Genomic DNA, 15115 nt, shown 5'->3' with positions numbered 1-15115 from the left:
TCGCTACCCACAGCGCGCACATGATGATATTCGGCGACCAGCAAAGGTGGTGACCATGACGCCGAATACCGATTCCAACGCCACATCCCCGATTGCCGCGATACATCCGGCCCTTGCCTCCGCCCTCGCGGCGAAAGGCTATAGCGCGCTCACTCCGGTTCAAATGGCGATGACCAATGAAGATCACGGCGACGCCGATCTGCTGGTCTCGGCGCAGACGGGCTCGGGAAAGACGGTCGCCTTCGGCATCGCAATCGCGCCGACGCTGCTTGGAAGCGGCGAGCGTTTCGACGCGGCCGCCGCGCCGCTCGGTCTGGTCATCGCACCGACGCGCGAACTTGCCATTCAGGTCCAAAGGGAACTCGATTGGCTCTACGCGGCAGCCGAGGTCAGGATCGCGACCTGCGTGGGCGGCATGGACATGCGCAACGAACGCCGTGCGCTCGACCGTGGCGCCCATCTCGTCGTCGGCACGCCCGGACGCCTGCGCGATCACATCACGCGGGGAGCGCTGGACCTCGGCGCCGTTCGCGCGGTGGTTCTCGACGAAGCCGACGAGATGCTGGACCTCGGTTTTCGCGAAGACCTGGAATTCATCCTCGGCGCCGCGCCGCGGGAACGCCGCACGCTGCTGTTTTCGGCGACCGTGCGGCGCGGCATCGCGGAGCTCGCCAGGACCGTGCAGAACAACGCGGTGCGCATCGAGACGACCGGGTCCACCGAGCAGCATGCCGACATCGAATACCAGTTGATGCTGGTGCGGCGCGACGAGCGCGAACACGCCATCATCAATACGCTGCTCGATTCCGACAGCTCAAGCGCCCTGGTGTTCTGCCACACACGTGAGGCGGTTCGCCATCTCACGGCGCGGCTGGCAAATCGTGGCTTCGCGGTGGTGTCGCTTTCGGGTGAGATGGCGCAATCGGAGCGGTCGAATGCGCTGCAATCCATGCGCGACGGACGCTCGCGTGTCTGCGTGGCGACCGATGTCGCGGCGCGCGGCATCGACCTTCCGAACCTCGACCTCGTGGTCCATGCCGACGTGCCGAGCAACCCGGAGACCCTGCTGCATCGGTCCGGCCGGACCGGCCGCGCCGGTCGAAAGGGCGTCTGCGTGCTCATCGTTCCGGAAAACAGACGAGGTGCTGCTCAGCGCGTGCTTACATTGGCGAAGCTGACGGCGACCGTCCGCGCGGCGCCCGGCATTGCCGATATCGAGGCGCGCTACCGCCGGTGGATCATCGATGCCGCAGCTTCTGCCGCTAAGCCCGACGGAGCGGAGGCGGAATTCGTGGCCGAATTGCTGGACCGGGTGGGGCCTGAGCGCATCGCAGCGGCATTCCTTCGCCAGCAATTGGCCGCCCACCCCGTTCCCGAGGAACTCTTGCCGCTTCCCACTGAGGCGCTCGAGAACAAGACGTCCGCTCGCGATCGCCGGTCCGCAGACAAACACGCGTCGGTTCGCGAGCCGCGTGGCCCGGACATGCAGGACGGCGTATGGTTCACCATCTCGCTCGGGCGCAAGCAGCGCGCCGATCCGAAATTCCTGCTGCCGATGATCTGCAACGCCGGCGGCGTGACGAAACGCGATGTCGGCGCGATCAGGATCGATGACACCGAAACCCGTTTCGAAATCTCCGCCGACAAGGCCGCCGGTTATGCGCAACAGCTCAAGCAGCCCGGCAGCCTCGAGAGAGGCATCATCATCAAGCCGGTCGGTGAGACGCGCGAAAAGCCGAGACAAGCGAAACCGAAATTCAAGCAGGACGGCAAGCCGACCCGCAAACACCAGGCCCCTCCGGCCGATCGCGGCAAAACGTCGAAACACAAGAGCCGCAAACCGAAGCGCCCCGCCTGATCTTGGCGTTTCGGCCCTGCGCCGCCTGAATGACTGCCTGCGGGAGCCACTCGCCGCCGATCGTTGCAGACCGACTGAAAAGGGGCCGACAGCGGAATGGGAGGTTTTGGGGGAATAGGTTTGGCAAGCAGACATTCGCTGCCGTGCTGAGCTCTTCAGTCAGTTCAATGCCGATGGCCTCTGAAACATTGTCTAAAAACAAACGTGAGAATTTTACTTTGCGCGCGCGGAACATTAGTAATTGTGTACACACAACAAGGTCACAACCATCATGCTCCGCGGTCACCTTAGCCGATGTTGAACGAAACAATCGATTTCGAGCGAATTTATGCGCTCTGGGACGAGTTGGCTGATTTTGAGGTATCTCGCATGCCAGCGGCGCGCGTGCATCTGCTCTCGGCGGTTTGCAACATGATTGATGCGCGACAGGCCGACTGGATAGGCGCCGTGCGACTTGTCGACAACATGCATCGCGATCCGCTTTTCGGCTGGCGACCGCGCTGCCTGTCGGCGCTTTATCCAGACAACCAAACGGCGAGAATCATTCAGGAAGCATTCGCCCTGATGGAGCAGGGAACGCCCGATATCACCACAATTCGCAATGCCGAGCTTGCCGGAAAATTCCGGGTCTTCATGCTGCATCAACTGGCTACGCCCGAATGGTTTGAAAGCTATGCCTACAAAACCTTTTATCGCGGTATCGACCGACTCGATTCGATCTGGGTTGGCATTCCCATCAATGCTGATGCCGAAATTCAGGTTGGCTTTCACCGCGCGCTTTCCCAATCGCCGTTTTCCGAGCGCGACCGACAGGTTGTCAGCCATGCATTGCGCGGTATACGCTGGTTTTATCGTTTGCAGATGCTGTCGGAGGGAATTGGGGTCGCATCGGAGCCGCTGACCCCGATGGAAGGCAATGTACTGCAGGGTTTACTGCAAGGACTTTCTGAACGGAAAATAGCTGAAACGAACGGTCAAAGTCCGCATACTGTCCATGATCACGTCAAGCGGATTTACCGAAAATACAGTGTTTCCAGCCGTTCGGCACTGATGGCATTGTGGCTGGGCGAGATCCCCCCTGAACAGGGGATACCAAATTCGACGGAGCTGAACGATAAGCATTCACGGAACCGGATTTCACAAAGCTGAAGCACCTGGCCGACAAAGCAAGGTGCACTCAAAGAAGGTGCCTGAACGACTGATCGATCCGGGGGAACCATGCGTTACGAGATTTTGCCTGAGAAATCCTGTTTCAGCAGGATATTTGCCCTGCTGTCACCTCTCCTGGAGGCCTCTGAGACGGTGGCGGAGAAAGCTGCCGAGGCCGCGCGCAAAAGCGGTCTTCCCGCTCGACCGGATACCTCCTGGCGGGAATTTCTCGCAAGCGGTATACTTGCCGTCGGATCCCTCCTGGCAAGCACATTCAGTAATACCGCGTTGGCTCAAACAGTCGAGCGGATCGAGCAGACCGTTGCAGGTCAGACGACTATTCTCGAGCGGTTCACGCCGCCTCAACGTCAGGGCACGATCGATATTACCGTTCAGGATCAGCGTCAGCGCACGCCCGAAGACGAAGCCGCCAAAACGCGGTTCACCCTGAAATCATTGACGGTTGAGGGGGTGGTTACGCTTCAGGGCGCCACGCTTTCCGGCATCTGGCAGAGCAGGATCGGAGAAACCATCAGCCTTGCCGATCTCTATCAGATTGCCGCAGAGATTGAAGCCGCCTATCTGAGAGCGGGCTATTTGGCGATAGCAATCGTGCCTGTGCAGGATTTTTCATCCGGAAGGATCACGCTGCGCGTCTATGAAAGTTATGTCGAAACAGTAGAGATCACCAGCTCCATTCCTGGTATCCATGAGCGACTTTCCCCTTACATCAACCGGATCGCCGCCATGCGACCGATCCGCATCAAGGATGCAGAGCGCATTCTGCTGCTGATGAGTGACCTGGGCGGCCTTGATGTCGAAGGGGTTCTCATACGACCGGAAACACCGAAGGGCGGTGGGACTTTGCGGCTCAGTATCGGCTTCGACCGGTATTCTGCTGGAGCCGGTCTCGATAACCTTGGTACCGATGAGGTCGGGCCGCTGGAACTGTCCGGCACTGTGACCGCCAACGATATGCTTGGGCTGTTCGATACGGCCAGCCTGGTGGCTGTGACTGTTCCCAACGCGCCTCAGGAGATGATCTTCCTGCAGGCCTCTCAGGACATCCCGATCGGCTTTAACGGGCTTTCTGCCGGATACGACCTGTCATATGTGACCCAGAAACCGGGTGGAGATCTCAAAGACGACGATGTTCATATCGAATCTGTGATCGGCACGGCACGGCTCGACTATCCCTTCATCCGAACGATCGATCAGAGCCTTTATGGAAGGGTCGAGGTCAATCTGCGCAACGATCGCGTCGATGTCATGGGTGCGCGGGCCGTGCGCGAGCAGATACGCTGGGCGGCGATGTCACTGACCTACGATCGTCAAAGCGGGCCGACGGCGTTTTTGACCTCAGCGGAATTCGGACAGGGGCTGGGGCATGAAACCGCGCTGCCGGACGTGCCGGAGGATTATAGGTTTGCGCGCTTGAATTTTGATATTTCCCATGATCTTGGCGCCGACACGGCAATTCGTCTGCGCAGTGCGGGGCAGTATTCCGCAACGCCGCTGCCGGCAGCAGCACAGTTTTCGCTGGGCGGTGACCCCTATGGCTGGGCGTTCGATGGTAGCAGTCTCTCCGGTGCCAGCGGGGCGGCAGCCGCCCTTGAAATCAGCCATGACGTGGAAACCGACTGGTCGGCGCTTCCGGGGCTGACATTGACGACGTTTGCCGATTATGGCGTGGTCTGGAATGAAGAGGCGAGTGCCGACTATGCCCGTGATGCTCTTGGGTCCGTTGGCGTAGGCGTTAGTGGCATGTTCGTGGAAAAAGTGAACTTTCAGCTGATTGCAGCCGTGCCATGGTACAGCCCTGAAAATGGAGAGGACCAGGGGCTCAGAATTTTCTTCAGGCTGGGGCTGCCTCTGTGATGCGGCTTCGACCGCGACAATGCTTTATTGCAACAGGTTCCGGCTCAACCGGTTACCGAAATCGAGGATAGGGGTTTTCCATGTCGCCTTTCAGGCTTTCGCGTCGCCGTTTTCTGGCTTCCGCTTCACTGGCTTCGGCCTCGCTCGCGTTCCTGCCGGGCCCCGCATTTGCCGAAATGCTGCCACCCTCCCGCACGGCGGGCGTTCCGGTGCCGCCTGGGCAGATTGAAAACGCCGTAGCTGCCCTTGACGGCATTGTCGAAGACATAAAAGCCCGTAGCGGCGTGCCGGGTATTGCCGTTGCCGTGGTCCATGGTGACGAAAACGTCTATGCCAAAGGCTTTGGCACGCGCGGCGGCGACGGCGATCAGCCCGTCACACCCGATACAGTGTTCCAACTGGCCTCGCTCTCCAAATCCATTGGCGCGACTGCCGTTGCGAGACAGGTCAGCAGAAACGTGGTTTCCTGGGACAGCCGGATGCAGGATTTACTCCCCTGGTTTTCGCTCTCGGATCCGGCTGTCACCGAAAAGCTGACGATCGGTGACCTTTACAGCCATCGTTCCGGCCTGCCGGATCATGCGGGAGACGATCTCGAAGACCTCGGCTTCGACCGCCAGACGGTTCTCGAGCGGCTCAGACTGCAGCCGCTCTCACCATTCCGTACCAGCTATGCCTATACGAATTTTGGCCTGACGGCGGCAGCAGAAGCCGTCGCCGACGCTTCAGGCATGACGTGGAGCGATCTTGCCGAAGAGGCTGTGTTTCAGCCGCTCGGGATGAACGACACCAGCGCCCGTTTTACCGATTTCATGGCGCGGGAAAACCGCGCGATCCCACATGCCAGAACCGCAGATGGTTTCGCCGCGCTCTATCAGCGTCAGCCCGATGCCCAGTCACCGGCAGGCGGCATAAGTTCGTCGGTCAATGACATGGCGAGATGGATGACGATGGTGCTGGCCGGCGGCGGCGATCTCATCCGGCCGGAAGCCCTGCAGCCGGCGATCAGCCCGCAGAGCTTTTCAAGCAGGCCGCATAGCCCGGATGAGCGCGCGAGCTTTTATGGCTTTGGTTTTGGCGTCGGCACAGATCCCAGCGGACGGGTTATCCTCAGTCATTCCGGCGCTTTCCTCCTTGGCGCGGCAACCTATTTCGCGTTGATCCCGTCCCTTGATGTCGGCATTGTCGTGCTTTCGAACGCGGCCCCGGTCGGCGCGGTCGAGGCAATCGGCGCAAGCTTTACCGATATGGTGCAGACGGGCGAAGTCACCCGCGACTGGTTTTCAGGCTATGCGAGCCTGTTTGCCGGGTTCTATACCCCGCTTGGGGTGACGGCCGGAGAACCTTTCCCCCAGGCTGCCGCGGCTGCTCCTGCCGCCGGCTATTTTATCGGTCGCTACAGCCATCCGTACTTCGGAACCGTCGAGGTGCGCGAAGACGCCAATGGCGGTCTGGTCTTGCTGGCCGGCCCCGAGCAAGAGGCATTTCAACTGATGCCATGGGACGGCGCAATGATGGTATTCGACATGAACGCCGAAAATGCACCTGCCGGTTCACGCTCCTCAGCGACATTTTCGGGTGGCACGGAAAAAGCCGAAACACTGGAGGTTGAACTGTTTGTCGAGAACGGGCCAGCGCGTTTCAAAAGGATATAGCAATCCTCGTGCCTTCAGCCTGCCCTCAAGATATGCCTGGAATTGCAGTGATAGTAATCAAATACACGAGGAAATTCTGGCTTGCAGGCTATCGTGGCCTGTCACCGAGTTGGTGAAAGCTGCCAAAATCAATGACAGCTTTCCGGCGGAAATGATGTGATCCCGAGAGTTGGCAGTTGGGGCGCTTCGCCGACCTGCTGGATTCGACCCCGTACACGCTTCGCGGGAGGGTGCTCGCGGTGAGGTTTATGTGACTACCTGAGGTTCTAGGCAGGCTGCTGATGTTGGTTGACCATTGAATTTTCTTCAACAAGAGGAACGTTCATTGGTCAACTTTTCACACGATGCCCCGATCACACCGCTTCGCCAGCGCATGCAGGAAGACATGGTGATGCGGGGCCTGGGATCCCACACTCAGCAGGACTACATCCGTCACGTTCGGCGCTTCGCCGTGTTTCTCGGGCGCACGCCTGACACAGCAACGGTCGAGGATATTCGGCGCTACCAGCTGTATCAGCATGAGAACGGCGTGGGCCCGGCGACGATCAACAGTACCGTTTCGGCGTTGCGCTTTCTGTTCACGGTGACGCTGAAGCGGCGGGATCTGGCGCGGGCGCTGGTGATAACCCGCAAGGCAAGCGGCGCGGCGTGATGCTGCCTCATGGCTGGCTGTTTCCGGGTCGCAGCCGCACCGATCCGATCTCGTCGCGGCAACTGCATCGTGCGGTTCAGGAAGCCGCCGAGAGCGCAGGCATCCATAAGCGTGTCAGCCCGCATACCCTGCGGCACAGCTTTGCCACCCATCTTCTGGAAGATGGCACCGATATCCGCGTCATCCAGGTTCTGCTCGGACATAGCAAGCCGATCGATATCCGCCCGCCATGCCCATGCTGTGGCGGGTGCATGATCGTCATTGCGGTGTTCGAACGCTGGCGTTAGCCACGCGGGCCGCCGAACACGGCGGCAACAAACCGGAAAAGTGCGTCATGACCCGGCATGGCAGATCCATTCATGGGCCCCCTCAAGGCAGAGCAGGTCAATGGGAGGGCCTGCGCCAATTCGAATGGCGAGAGCTGTCAACCGGGCAAATACGCGCGCAATCACCAGAAAACGCCCCGCGATCGGACCTCAAAACATCAATTCCGGCGCGCTGAAACTGATAAACACCGTTGCGACCGCCGACCCGCCCGAAGCTCCAACACACAAAACCCCATAGCTCAGAAATTGCCGGCCGCGGGTTCCTGCATGAGAGGCTTTCGTACGCCTGTCCAGCCGTCCGGTTCGATGCCCCGGCTCTCGATGGCAGCGGTGATGTCCACCTCCAGCGTTTCGGAATGGCCAAAGATGCTTGCGGCGGCCGCCGCGATTGGAGAACGCTGGCGGCGGCGATCCTGATTTGTCCGAAAATAGGACACTCAATCGGGTTTCCAGTTGGTAGGATCGTCAATCCGTTCTAGTTGTCTTGTGGAGGAGCCAAGATCGGAGCACGCGGACTTCGCCGTTGAAGATCTCTGGCGGCCTGTCTTTTCGGGAGGAGAAGATGGAGCGCATGGTCAAAAAGAAGGAATGGGAGGACTTCATGGCCGTGGGGCGGGTGCCCTCGGGCATGCGTCATGACATTCTCGCAAGCTGGAAACGTTCGGTCCGTCACGCGGTCGCGGACCGCACGCGGGCGCCGATTGTCAATGAGGATGAGCTGGAAGGCCGGCGTATGCGGGCGCGGCGGCTGGGCTCGGCCGCGCGCAACGCGCTGAACCGGGCCGGCAGCCTGCTGATCGGAACCCGCGACATTCTCTTGCTCAGCGATGACGCGGGCGTGGTGATCGACGCCGTCGGCGACCCTCACACGCTTGCCCGCGCCCGGGAGAACCATCTGCACACCGGCGGGCGCTGGATCGAGGAGGCGATCGGCACCAATGCCATTGGTACGGCGCTGCATCTCGGCCTGCCGACGCTGATACAGGAGGCCGAGCATTTCTGCGAGGCGATCCAGCGCTGGAATTGCGCGGCGACGCCGATCACCGATCCGGCAACAGGCCGTATCCTTGGCGTGATCGATATTTCCTGGCCCGGCGAGATTCGGCAATCGAATGCGCTCGCGCTTTCATCCGCGCTGGCTCTGCAGATGGAAACTGAGCTGACCCTCATGCTCGATCACGAGAGGGGCGTTCTGCTGGAACATTCCCATGTCCGGCGTATGCATCACGGCCGCGGCCCGATGCTGATCCTGGATCGCAACGGCGCAAACGTGTTTGCGACCGACGATTTGGCGCATATGTCCGATGATATCGATCTCGGCGATTTACGAAGCCGTCTGCCGTCACTGATAAACCAGCCTGCCGGGCAGATCGGCGAGGCTCTGGCCGAGTGCCTGCCGGGCGCCGATGTCGAAGTCATCACCAACCGGGATGACCCGATCGGCGTTCTGATCGCGCTGCGGTCTTCGCGACTGCGCGCGGCTGCAGCCAGGCCGGCCGGCATGGAACTGAGCCAGATTGCGAGCGCCGGCGATACTTCGGCGGAACTTTGCGCGCAGGCCCGGCGGCTTGCCGAAACGGGTATCTCAATCCTGATTGAAGGCGAAACAGGGACCGGAAAGAGCTTTCTGGCCGAAGCCATTCATGCCGCGAGCGCGCTATCGAATGAGCCATTCGAAATGATCGACTGTGCCCGGCTGACGGAAGAGACGTTACGCGATTATGTCACCCCGGATCACCACCGCGCCAGAGTGGGAACACTGTGCCTCAACAGTCCCGGAGCGACACCTGCAACGCTGCAGAAACTGCTCCTCACCCTGGTGGAAAAGGTCGTGGCGCAGGGCGGGCGGATCATCGCGCTTTCGGCGCGAAGTCTCTATGACGAGATGCGCGAAAACAATTTCCGCAGCGACCTTTATTACCGCATCGCGGGCGCGCGGCTTCATATCACGCCGCTGCGCGAACGTCCCGCGGAAATCGCCCAGCTTCTGCGTCAGATCGTCCGCAGCCATGCCGCCGAAAACGGCAGGCGGGAGCTGCGTTTTTTGCCCGGCGCCATGGCCGTTTTGAAAAGTTATGCGTGGCCGGGCAATCTGCTGGAAATGCGCAACCTCGTCACGGCGCTCGACGCCCTGTCGCCCACCGGACTGATCGAGGAGCGTACATTGCCGCGCGAGTTCCGCGAACCGACGCGCCGAAACGGCAGGGAAACCCTGCGCGATGTCGAGCGGGCCGGCATTCTGGACGCGCTTGAAGCGGAGGACGGCAATCTTTCGCGTGTGGCCAAACGGCTCGGCATTGCCCGCTCCACGCTCTATCTCAAGCTTGACAGCTACGGGATAGCGACCCGGCGAAAAACCTGACCGAACGTCCGAAACCTGTCTGTCCGGGTGGCTGAAAACCGGACATTTGCGCACTTTCCGGCTGTGTATCCTCTCTCTTGCGGTCGTGTCCATTCGGGCGCGGCCATGAGAAAGGGAGGAGTTCTTCGTGACAATAATCGAGAAAAACAGGCGTTCCGTGCAGGTGCTTGGCATCGATGCGGGCGGAACGATGACCGATACGTTCTTCGTCGATGCCGACGGGGATTTCGTTGTCGGCAAGGCGCAGTCGACGCCCGACAATGAGGCGCGCGGCCTGCTCGAATCCAGCCGTGAGGGGTTGGAGCACTGGGGCCTGTCGCTTGAGGAGGCGCTTGGCTCGATCCAGACCGGGGTTTATTCCGGCACGGCGATGCTCAATCGCGTGGTGCAGCGCAAGGGCCTCAGGACCGGTCTGATCGTCAATGCGGGAATGGAGGATTTTCACCGCATGGGACGCGCCTGCCAGGCCTATCTGGGCATGGCTTACGAAGACCGCATCCATCTCAACACCCACTATTATGACGAGCCGCTGGTGCCGCGTCACCTGACGCGCGGGGTGATGGAACGGGTCGACATGTTCGGCACGGTGGTCATTCCGCTGCGTGAGGAAACCGCGCGCCAGGCGGCGAAGGATCTCATCGCGCAGGATGTCGAAGGCATCGTGATCTCGCTTCTGCACAGCTACAAGAATCCCGGGCATGAACGCCGGGTGCGCGACATCGTGGCTGAGGAGATTGAAAAGGCTGGCAAGAACATCCCGGTCTTCGCCTCGACCGATTATTATCCGGTGCGCAAGGAAACCCACCGCACCAATACCACGATCCTCGAGGCCTTCGCCGCCGAGCCGTCGCGCCAGACGCTCAGGAAGATCTCGACGGAATTCAAGGAAAATGGTTCGAAATTCGATTTCCGGGTGATGGCCACGCATGGCGGCACGATCTCGTGGAAGGCCAAGGAACTGGCGCGCACCATCGTCTCCGGCCCCATCGGCGGGGTGATCGGCGCTAAATATCTGGGTGAGGTTCTGGGCTACAAGAACATCGCCTGCTCCGATATCGGCGGAACATCCTTCGACGTCGCGCTGATCACCCAGGGTGAGCTGACCATTCAGAACGACCCCGACATGGCCCGCCTTGTGCTGTCGCTGCCGCTGGTCGGTCTGGATTCCGTCGGTGCGGGCGCCGGTTCCTTCATCCGCCTCGATCCCTATACGAAGGCGATCAAGCTGGGGCCGGATTCGGCGGGCTATCGTGTCGGCGTATGCTGGGCCGAAAGCGGGATCGACACGGTAACGATTTCCGATTGCCATGTCATTCTCGGTTATCTCAACCCCGACAACTTCCTCGGCGGCCAGGTCAAGCTCGACCGGCAGCGCGCCTATGACGCGATGAAGGAGCAGATCGCCGATCCGCTCGGTCTCAGCGTCGAAGAAGCGGCGGCCGGCGTCATCGAACTGCTGGACAGCGAGCTGCGCGATTACCTGCGCTCGATGATTTCGGGCAAGGGCTATTCGCCGTCCTCCTTCACCTGCTTCAGCTATGGCGGCGCGGGGCCGGTCCATACCTATGGCTATACCGAGGGGCTGGGCTTCGAGGATGTGATCGTTCCGGCCTGGGCGGCGGGCTTCTCGGCGTTCGGCTGCGCGGCGGCGGATTTCGAATATCGCTACGACAAGTCGCTCGACATCAACATCGAGGAGACAGCGTCGGACGATGCCAAGGAAATCGAGGCCAAAACCCTCAACGAGGCCTGGCACGAACTGGCCGAGCGGGTGCTCGAGGAATTCGAGTTGAACGGCTATTCGCGCGATCAGGTGCGCCTGCAACCCGGCTACCGGATGCAGTATCGCGGCCAGCTCAACGACCTGGAGATCGACAGCCCCATCGAAACGGCCAGGACCGCCATGGACTGGGACAAGCTGGTCGATGCCTTCAATGATACTTACGGGCGGGTATATGCCGCCTCCGCGCGGTCGCCGGAGCTCGGCTTTTCCGTGACCGGCGCGATCATGCGCGGCACCGTGCCCATTCCGAAACCCCGCATCCCGAAAGAAGAAGAGGGTAGCCCGACGCCGTCCGAAGAAGCGAAGATCGGGACCCGCAAATTCTACCGCAAGGGCAAATGGGTCGATGCGCAGCTCTACCGGATGGAAAGCCTGACACCCGGAAACCGGGTCACCGGACCTGCGATCATCGAATCCGACGCCACCACTTTTGTCGTGCCGGGCGGTTTTGAAACCTGGCTCGACGGTCACCGGCTGTTCCATCTGAAAGAAGTGTAACGGTCAAGGGAGGAGAAACATCATGAATGTACAAACCGATATCCGCGGCATCGTGCGTGGCGGCCAGACGCTGAAGCAGCACCGCGACGAGATCATGGAGAAGACCAAAAGGACGGGCCACTATGCCGGCCTGACGGAACGGACCCTGCACAAGGAAAGTCCGATCCTCTACAACAAGCTGTTCTCGCGCCTGCGGGCAGGCGTCGTGGATGCCCGCGAAACCGCAAAGAAGATCGCCGCAAGCCCGATCGTGGAGCAGGAAGGCGAGCTCTGCTTCACCCTCTACAATGCGGCGGGCGACGCTATCCTGACCTCGACGGGGATCATCATCCATGTCGGCACCATGGGTGCGGCGATCAAATACATGATCGAGAACGACTGGGAGGGCAATCCCGGCGTCAAGGACAAGGATATCTTCTGCAACAATGACTCCCTGATCGGGAACGTGCATCCCTGCGATATCCATACGATCGTTCCGATCTTCCACAAGGGCGAGTTGATCGGCTGGGTCGGCGGCGTGACCCACGTCATCGACACCGGCGCCGTGGGGCCGGGCTCGATGACCACGGGGCAGGTTCAGCGTTTCGGCGACGGGTATTCCATCACCTGCCGCAAGATCGGCGAGAACGACGAACTGAAGCGCGACTGGCTTCACGAGAGCCAGCGCGCGGTACGCACCACGCGCTACTGGATGCTCGATGAACGCACCCGGGTTGCCGGTTGCCACATGATCCGCAAGCTGGTCGAGGAGGTCATCGCCGAGGAGGGCATCGAATCCTACTGGAAATTCGCCTATGAGGCGGTCGAACATGGCCGGGTCGGCCTCCAGAACCGCATCAAGGCGATGACCATTCCGGGCACCTATCGTCAGGTCGGTTTCGTCGACGTTCCCTACAATCACGAAGATGTGCGCGTACCGTCAGACTTCGCCAAAGTCGACACCATCATGCACACGCCGTCGGAAATGACGATCCGGCCGAATGGCACATGGCGTCTCGATTTCGAGGGATCGAGCCGCTGGGGCTGGCACACTTACAATGCGCATTCCGTCAGCTTCACCTCCGGCATCTGGGTGATGATGACCCAGACGCTAATCCCGACCGAGATGATCAATGACGGGGCGGCCTACGGCACGGAATTCCGCCTGCCGAAGGGCACCTGGATGAACCCGAACGACCGGCGCGTGGCGTTTGCCTATAGCTGGCACTTCCTCGTCAGTTCGTGGACGGCGCTGTGGCGCGGCCTGTCGCGGTCCTATTTCGGGCGCGGCTATCTGGAAGAGGTCAATGCCGGTAACGCCAATACCTCGAACTGGCTGCAGGGCGGCGGTTTCAACCAGTATGACGAGATCCACGCCGTCAACTCGTTCGAATGCGCGGCCAACGGGGTCGGCGCCTCGGCGATCGCCGACGGGATCAGCCATGCCGCCGCCATCTGGAACCCGGAAGGCGACATGGGCGACATGGAGATCTGGGAACTGGCGGAACCGCTGGTCTATCTCGGTCGCCAGATCAAGGCGTCGTCGGGCGGCGCGGGCAAATATCGCGGCGGCTGCGGATTTGAATCGCTGCGCATGGTCTGGAACGCCAAGGACTGGACAATGTTCTTCATGGGCAACGGCCATATCAGCTCCGACTGGGGCCTGATGGGCGGTTATCCGGCGGCGTCCGGCTATCGCTTCGCAGCCCATGATACCGGGTTGAAGGAAAAGATCGCCAATGGCGAGCCGATCCCCTTCGGCGGCGATACCGACCCGGAAAACCCGACCTATGACGCGCTCGTCAATCCCGCCGGCATCAAGCGCGACAAGCAGGCGATCACCACCGAGGAGATGTTCAAGGATTACGACCTCTACCTCAATTACATGCGCGGAGGGCCGGGATTTGGCGATCCGCTGGACCGCGAGGCTCAGGCCGTGGCCACCGATGTGAACGGCGGCTATCTGCTCGAGCGTTTCGCCGAAACGGTCTATGGGGTCGTCCTGAAGAAGGGAGAGAACGGGCTGTTTACGGCCGATGAGGCGGGCTCCGATGCTCTTCGCGCGAAGATCCGCAAGGAACGTCTCGCCAACGCCCGGCCGACCCGCGAATGGATGGCGAAGGAGCGCAAGCGCATTCTCGCAAAGGATGCCGGCACCCATGTCCAGCAGATGTTCGCGGCAAGCTTCAAGCTCGGCCCGAAATGGGAGGAGGGGTTCCGCAAGTTCTGGAATCTGCCCGACGACTGGCAGTTGAAGGAGGCGGATCTCCCGATCCCGTCCTATGGCCGCGAGTATTCGATGGACCTTTCCGAACTGCCGGATGTGAAAACCGTGAAGTTCGTCGAGGAGTGATCCCACTGGGTGCCGCCCCCGCCTGTATTCGCGGCACCCCTTTTTATTCAGGAGAAAGACAATGGCTTACACCAAGGCAAAGATCAAAGACCTGGTCGATGGCAAGATCGACCGAGACACGCTCCAGACGATGCTCTCGACGCCCAAGGACGCTGACCGTTTCGTCAAATATATCGAAATCCTGCAGGAGCAGGTGCCATGGGATGACAGGATCATCCTGCCGCTCGGACCGAAGCTCTATATCGTGCAGCGCCCCTCGGACAAGAAATGGGTCGTCAAATCCCATGCCGGTCACGAGTTCTGCGACTGGCGTGACAACTGGAAACTCTTCGCCGTGATGCGGGTGCGCGAAACGGCGGCGGAGATGGAGGAGATCTATCCCCGGCTGATGGCGCCGTCATCCGACTGGCAGGTCATACGGGAATATTACTGCCCGAAATCCGGCGACCTGCTCGACGTTGAAGCCCCGACGCCGTGGTACCCGGTGATCCATGATTTCGAACCGGATATCGATGCCTTTTATACGCAATGGCTGGGGCTTGAGGTGCCGGAACGCGCCGCCTGACCAAAGGGCGTACCCTTAAAACAGACGCCGCGCACCCATTGCTGCGTGGCGTTTTGT

9 protein-coding genes and 1 pseudogene are annotated in these 15115 nt (G+C 60.7%); 9 read left to right on the top strand and 1 reads right to left on the bottom strand.

Features of this window, described 5'->3' with window-relative positions:
* Positions 1-55 precede the first annotated feature (55 nt).
* The 5 genes and pseudogenes from HQ843_RS18475 to HQ843_RS30205 all read left to right on the top strand — a co-directional run.
* Positions 56-1858 carry a DEAD/DEAH box helicase gene (locus HQ843_RS18475; RefSeq protein WP_180901782.1) on the top strand — a complete coding sequence of 601 codons (1803 nt, stop codon included), beginning with the start codon at positions 56-58 and terminating at the stop codon, positions 1856-1858.
* Positions 1859-2152: 294 nt separating this feature from the next.
* Positions 2153-3007 (top strand): response regulator transcription factor, encoded by an 855-nt coding sequence (locus HQ843_RS18470; protein WP_180901783.1) that lies wholly within the window; start codon positions 2153-2155, stop codon positions 3005-3007.
* A 69-nt stretch (positions 3008-3076) separates the two neighbouring features.
* Complete coding sequence (locus HQ843_RS18465; protein WP_180901784.1) at positions 3077-4885, top strand: ShlB/FhaC/HecB family hemolysin secretion/activation protein; 1809 nt, start codon at positions 3077-3079, stop codon at positions 4883-4885.
* Positions 4886-4965: 80 nt separating this feature from the next.
* The gene (locus tag HQ843_RS18460; RefSeq protein WP_180901785.1) at positions 4966-6540 is read left to right on the top strand and encodes a serine hydrolase domain-containing protein; all 1575 of its coding nucleotides are present in this window, start codon (positions 4966-4968) and stop codon (positions 6538-6540) included.
* 373 nt (positions 6541-6913) lie between these two features.
* Positions 6914-7401 (top strand): annotated as a pseudogene (locus HQ843_RS30205) (tyrosine-type recombinase/integrase); the annotation flags it as partial.
* A gap of 356 nt (positions 7402-7757) precedes the next feature.
* Here the strand turns inward: HQ843_RS30205 and HQ843_RS18450 are convergent.
* Positions 7758-7955: a hypothetical protein gene (locus tag HQ843_RS18450; RefSeq protein WP_180901786.1), complete on the bottom strand. Its 198-nt coding sequence runs from the start codon at positions 7953-7955 to the stop codon at positions 7758-7760.
* A 134-nt stretch (positions 7956-8089) separates the two neighbouring features.
* On the opposite strand from HQ843_RS18450, the gene HQ843_RS18445 reads away from it, so the two are divergent.
* The 4 genes from HQ843_RS18445 (at position 8090) to HQ843_RS18430 (ending at position 15058) form a co-directional block, all read left to right on the top strand.
* Entirely contained in the window at positions 8090-9880 is a 1791-nt protein-coding gene (locus HQ843_RS18445) for a sigma-54-dependent Fis family transcriptional regulator (protein WP_246710148.1), read from the top strand.
* A gap of 127 nt (positions 9881-10007) precedes the next feature.
* On the top strand, positions 10008-12161 hold the full coding sequence (locus HQ843_RS18440) for a hydantoinase/oxoprolinase family protein (protein ID WP_210275323.1): 2154 nt from the start codon (positions 10008-10010) through the stop codon (positions 12159-12161).
* A gap of 22 nt (positions 12162-12183) precedes the next feature.
* Entirely contained in the window at positions 12184-14493 is a 2310-nt protein-coding gene (locus HQ843_RS18435; RefSeq protein WP_180901788.1) for a hydantoinase B/oxoprolinase family protein, read from the top strand.
* 61 nt (positions 14494-14554) lie between these two features.
* Positions 14555-15058, top strand: a complete 504-nt coding sequence (locus HQ843_RS18430; RefSeq protein ID WP_180901789.1) for an acetone carboxylase subunit gamma — start codon at positions 14555-14557, stop codon at positions 15056-15058.
* Positions 15059-15115: the final 57 nt, after the last annotated feature.

The sequence above is a fragment of the Martelella sp. NC20 genome, assembly GCF_013459645.1.
Lineage (GTDB): Bacteria > Pseudomonadota > Alphaproteobacteria > Rhizobiales > Rhizobiaceae > Martelella.
Note: the sequence above shows the minus strand (reverse complement) of the source record. Positions and strands in the feature narration are given on the sequence as shown.

What these genes read in the sequence shown, in the direction of transcription:
- HQ843_RS18475 (WP_180901782.1), top strand. Translation starts at nt 56, where the DNA reads ATGACGCCGAATACCGATTCCAACGCCACATCCCCGATTGCCGCGATA.
- HQ843_RS18470 (WP_180901783.1), top strand. Translation starts at nt 2,153, where the DNA reads ATGTTGAACGAAACAATCGATTTCGAGCGAATTTATGCGCTCTGGGAC.
- HQ843_RS18465 (WP_180901784.1), top strand. Translation starts at nt 3,077, where the DNA reads ATGCGTTACGAGATTTTGCCTGAGAAATCCTGTTTCAGCAGGATATTT.
- HQ843_RS18460 (WP_180901785.1), top strand. Translation starts at nt 4,966, where the DNA reads ATGTCGCCTTTCAGGCTTTCGCGTCGCCGTTTTCTGGCTTCCGCTTCA.
- HQ843_RS18445 (WP_246710148.1), top strand. Translation starts at nt 8,090, where the DNA reads ATGGTCAAAAAGAAGGAATGGGAGGACTTCATGGCCGTGGGGCGGGTG.
- HQ843_RS18435 (WP_180901788.1), top strand. Translation starts at nt 12,184, where the DNA reads ATGAATGTACAAACCGATATCCGCGGCATCGTGCGTGGCGGCCAGACG.
- HQ843_RS18430 (WP_180901789.1), top strand. Translation starts at nt 14,555, where the DNA reads ATGGCTTACACCAAGGCAAAGATCAAAGACCTGGTCGATGGCAAGATC.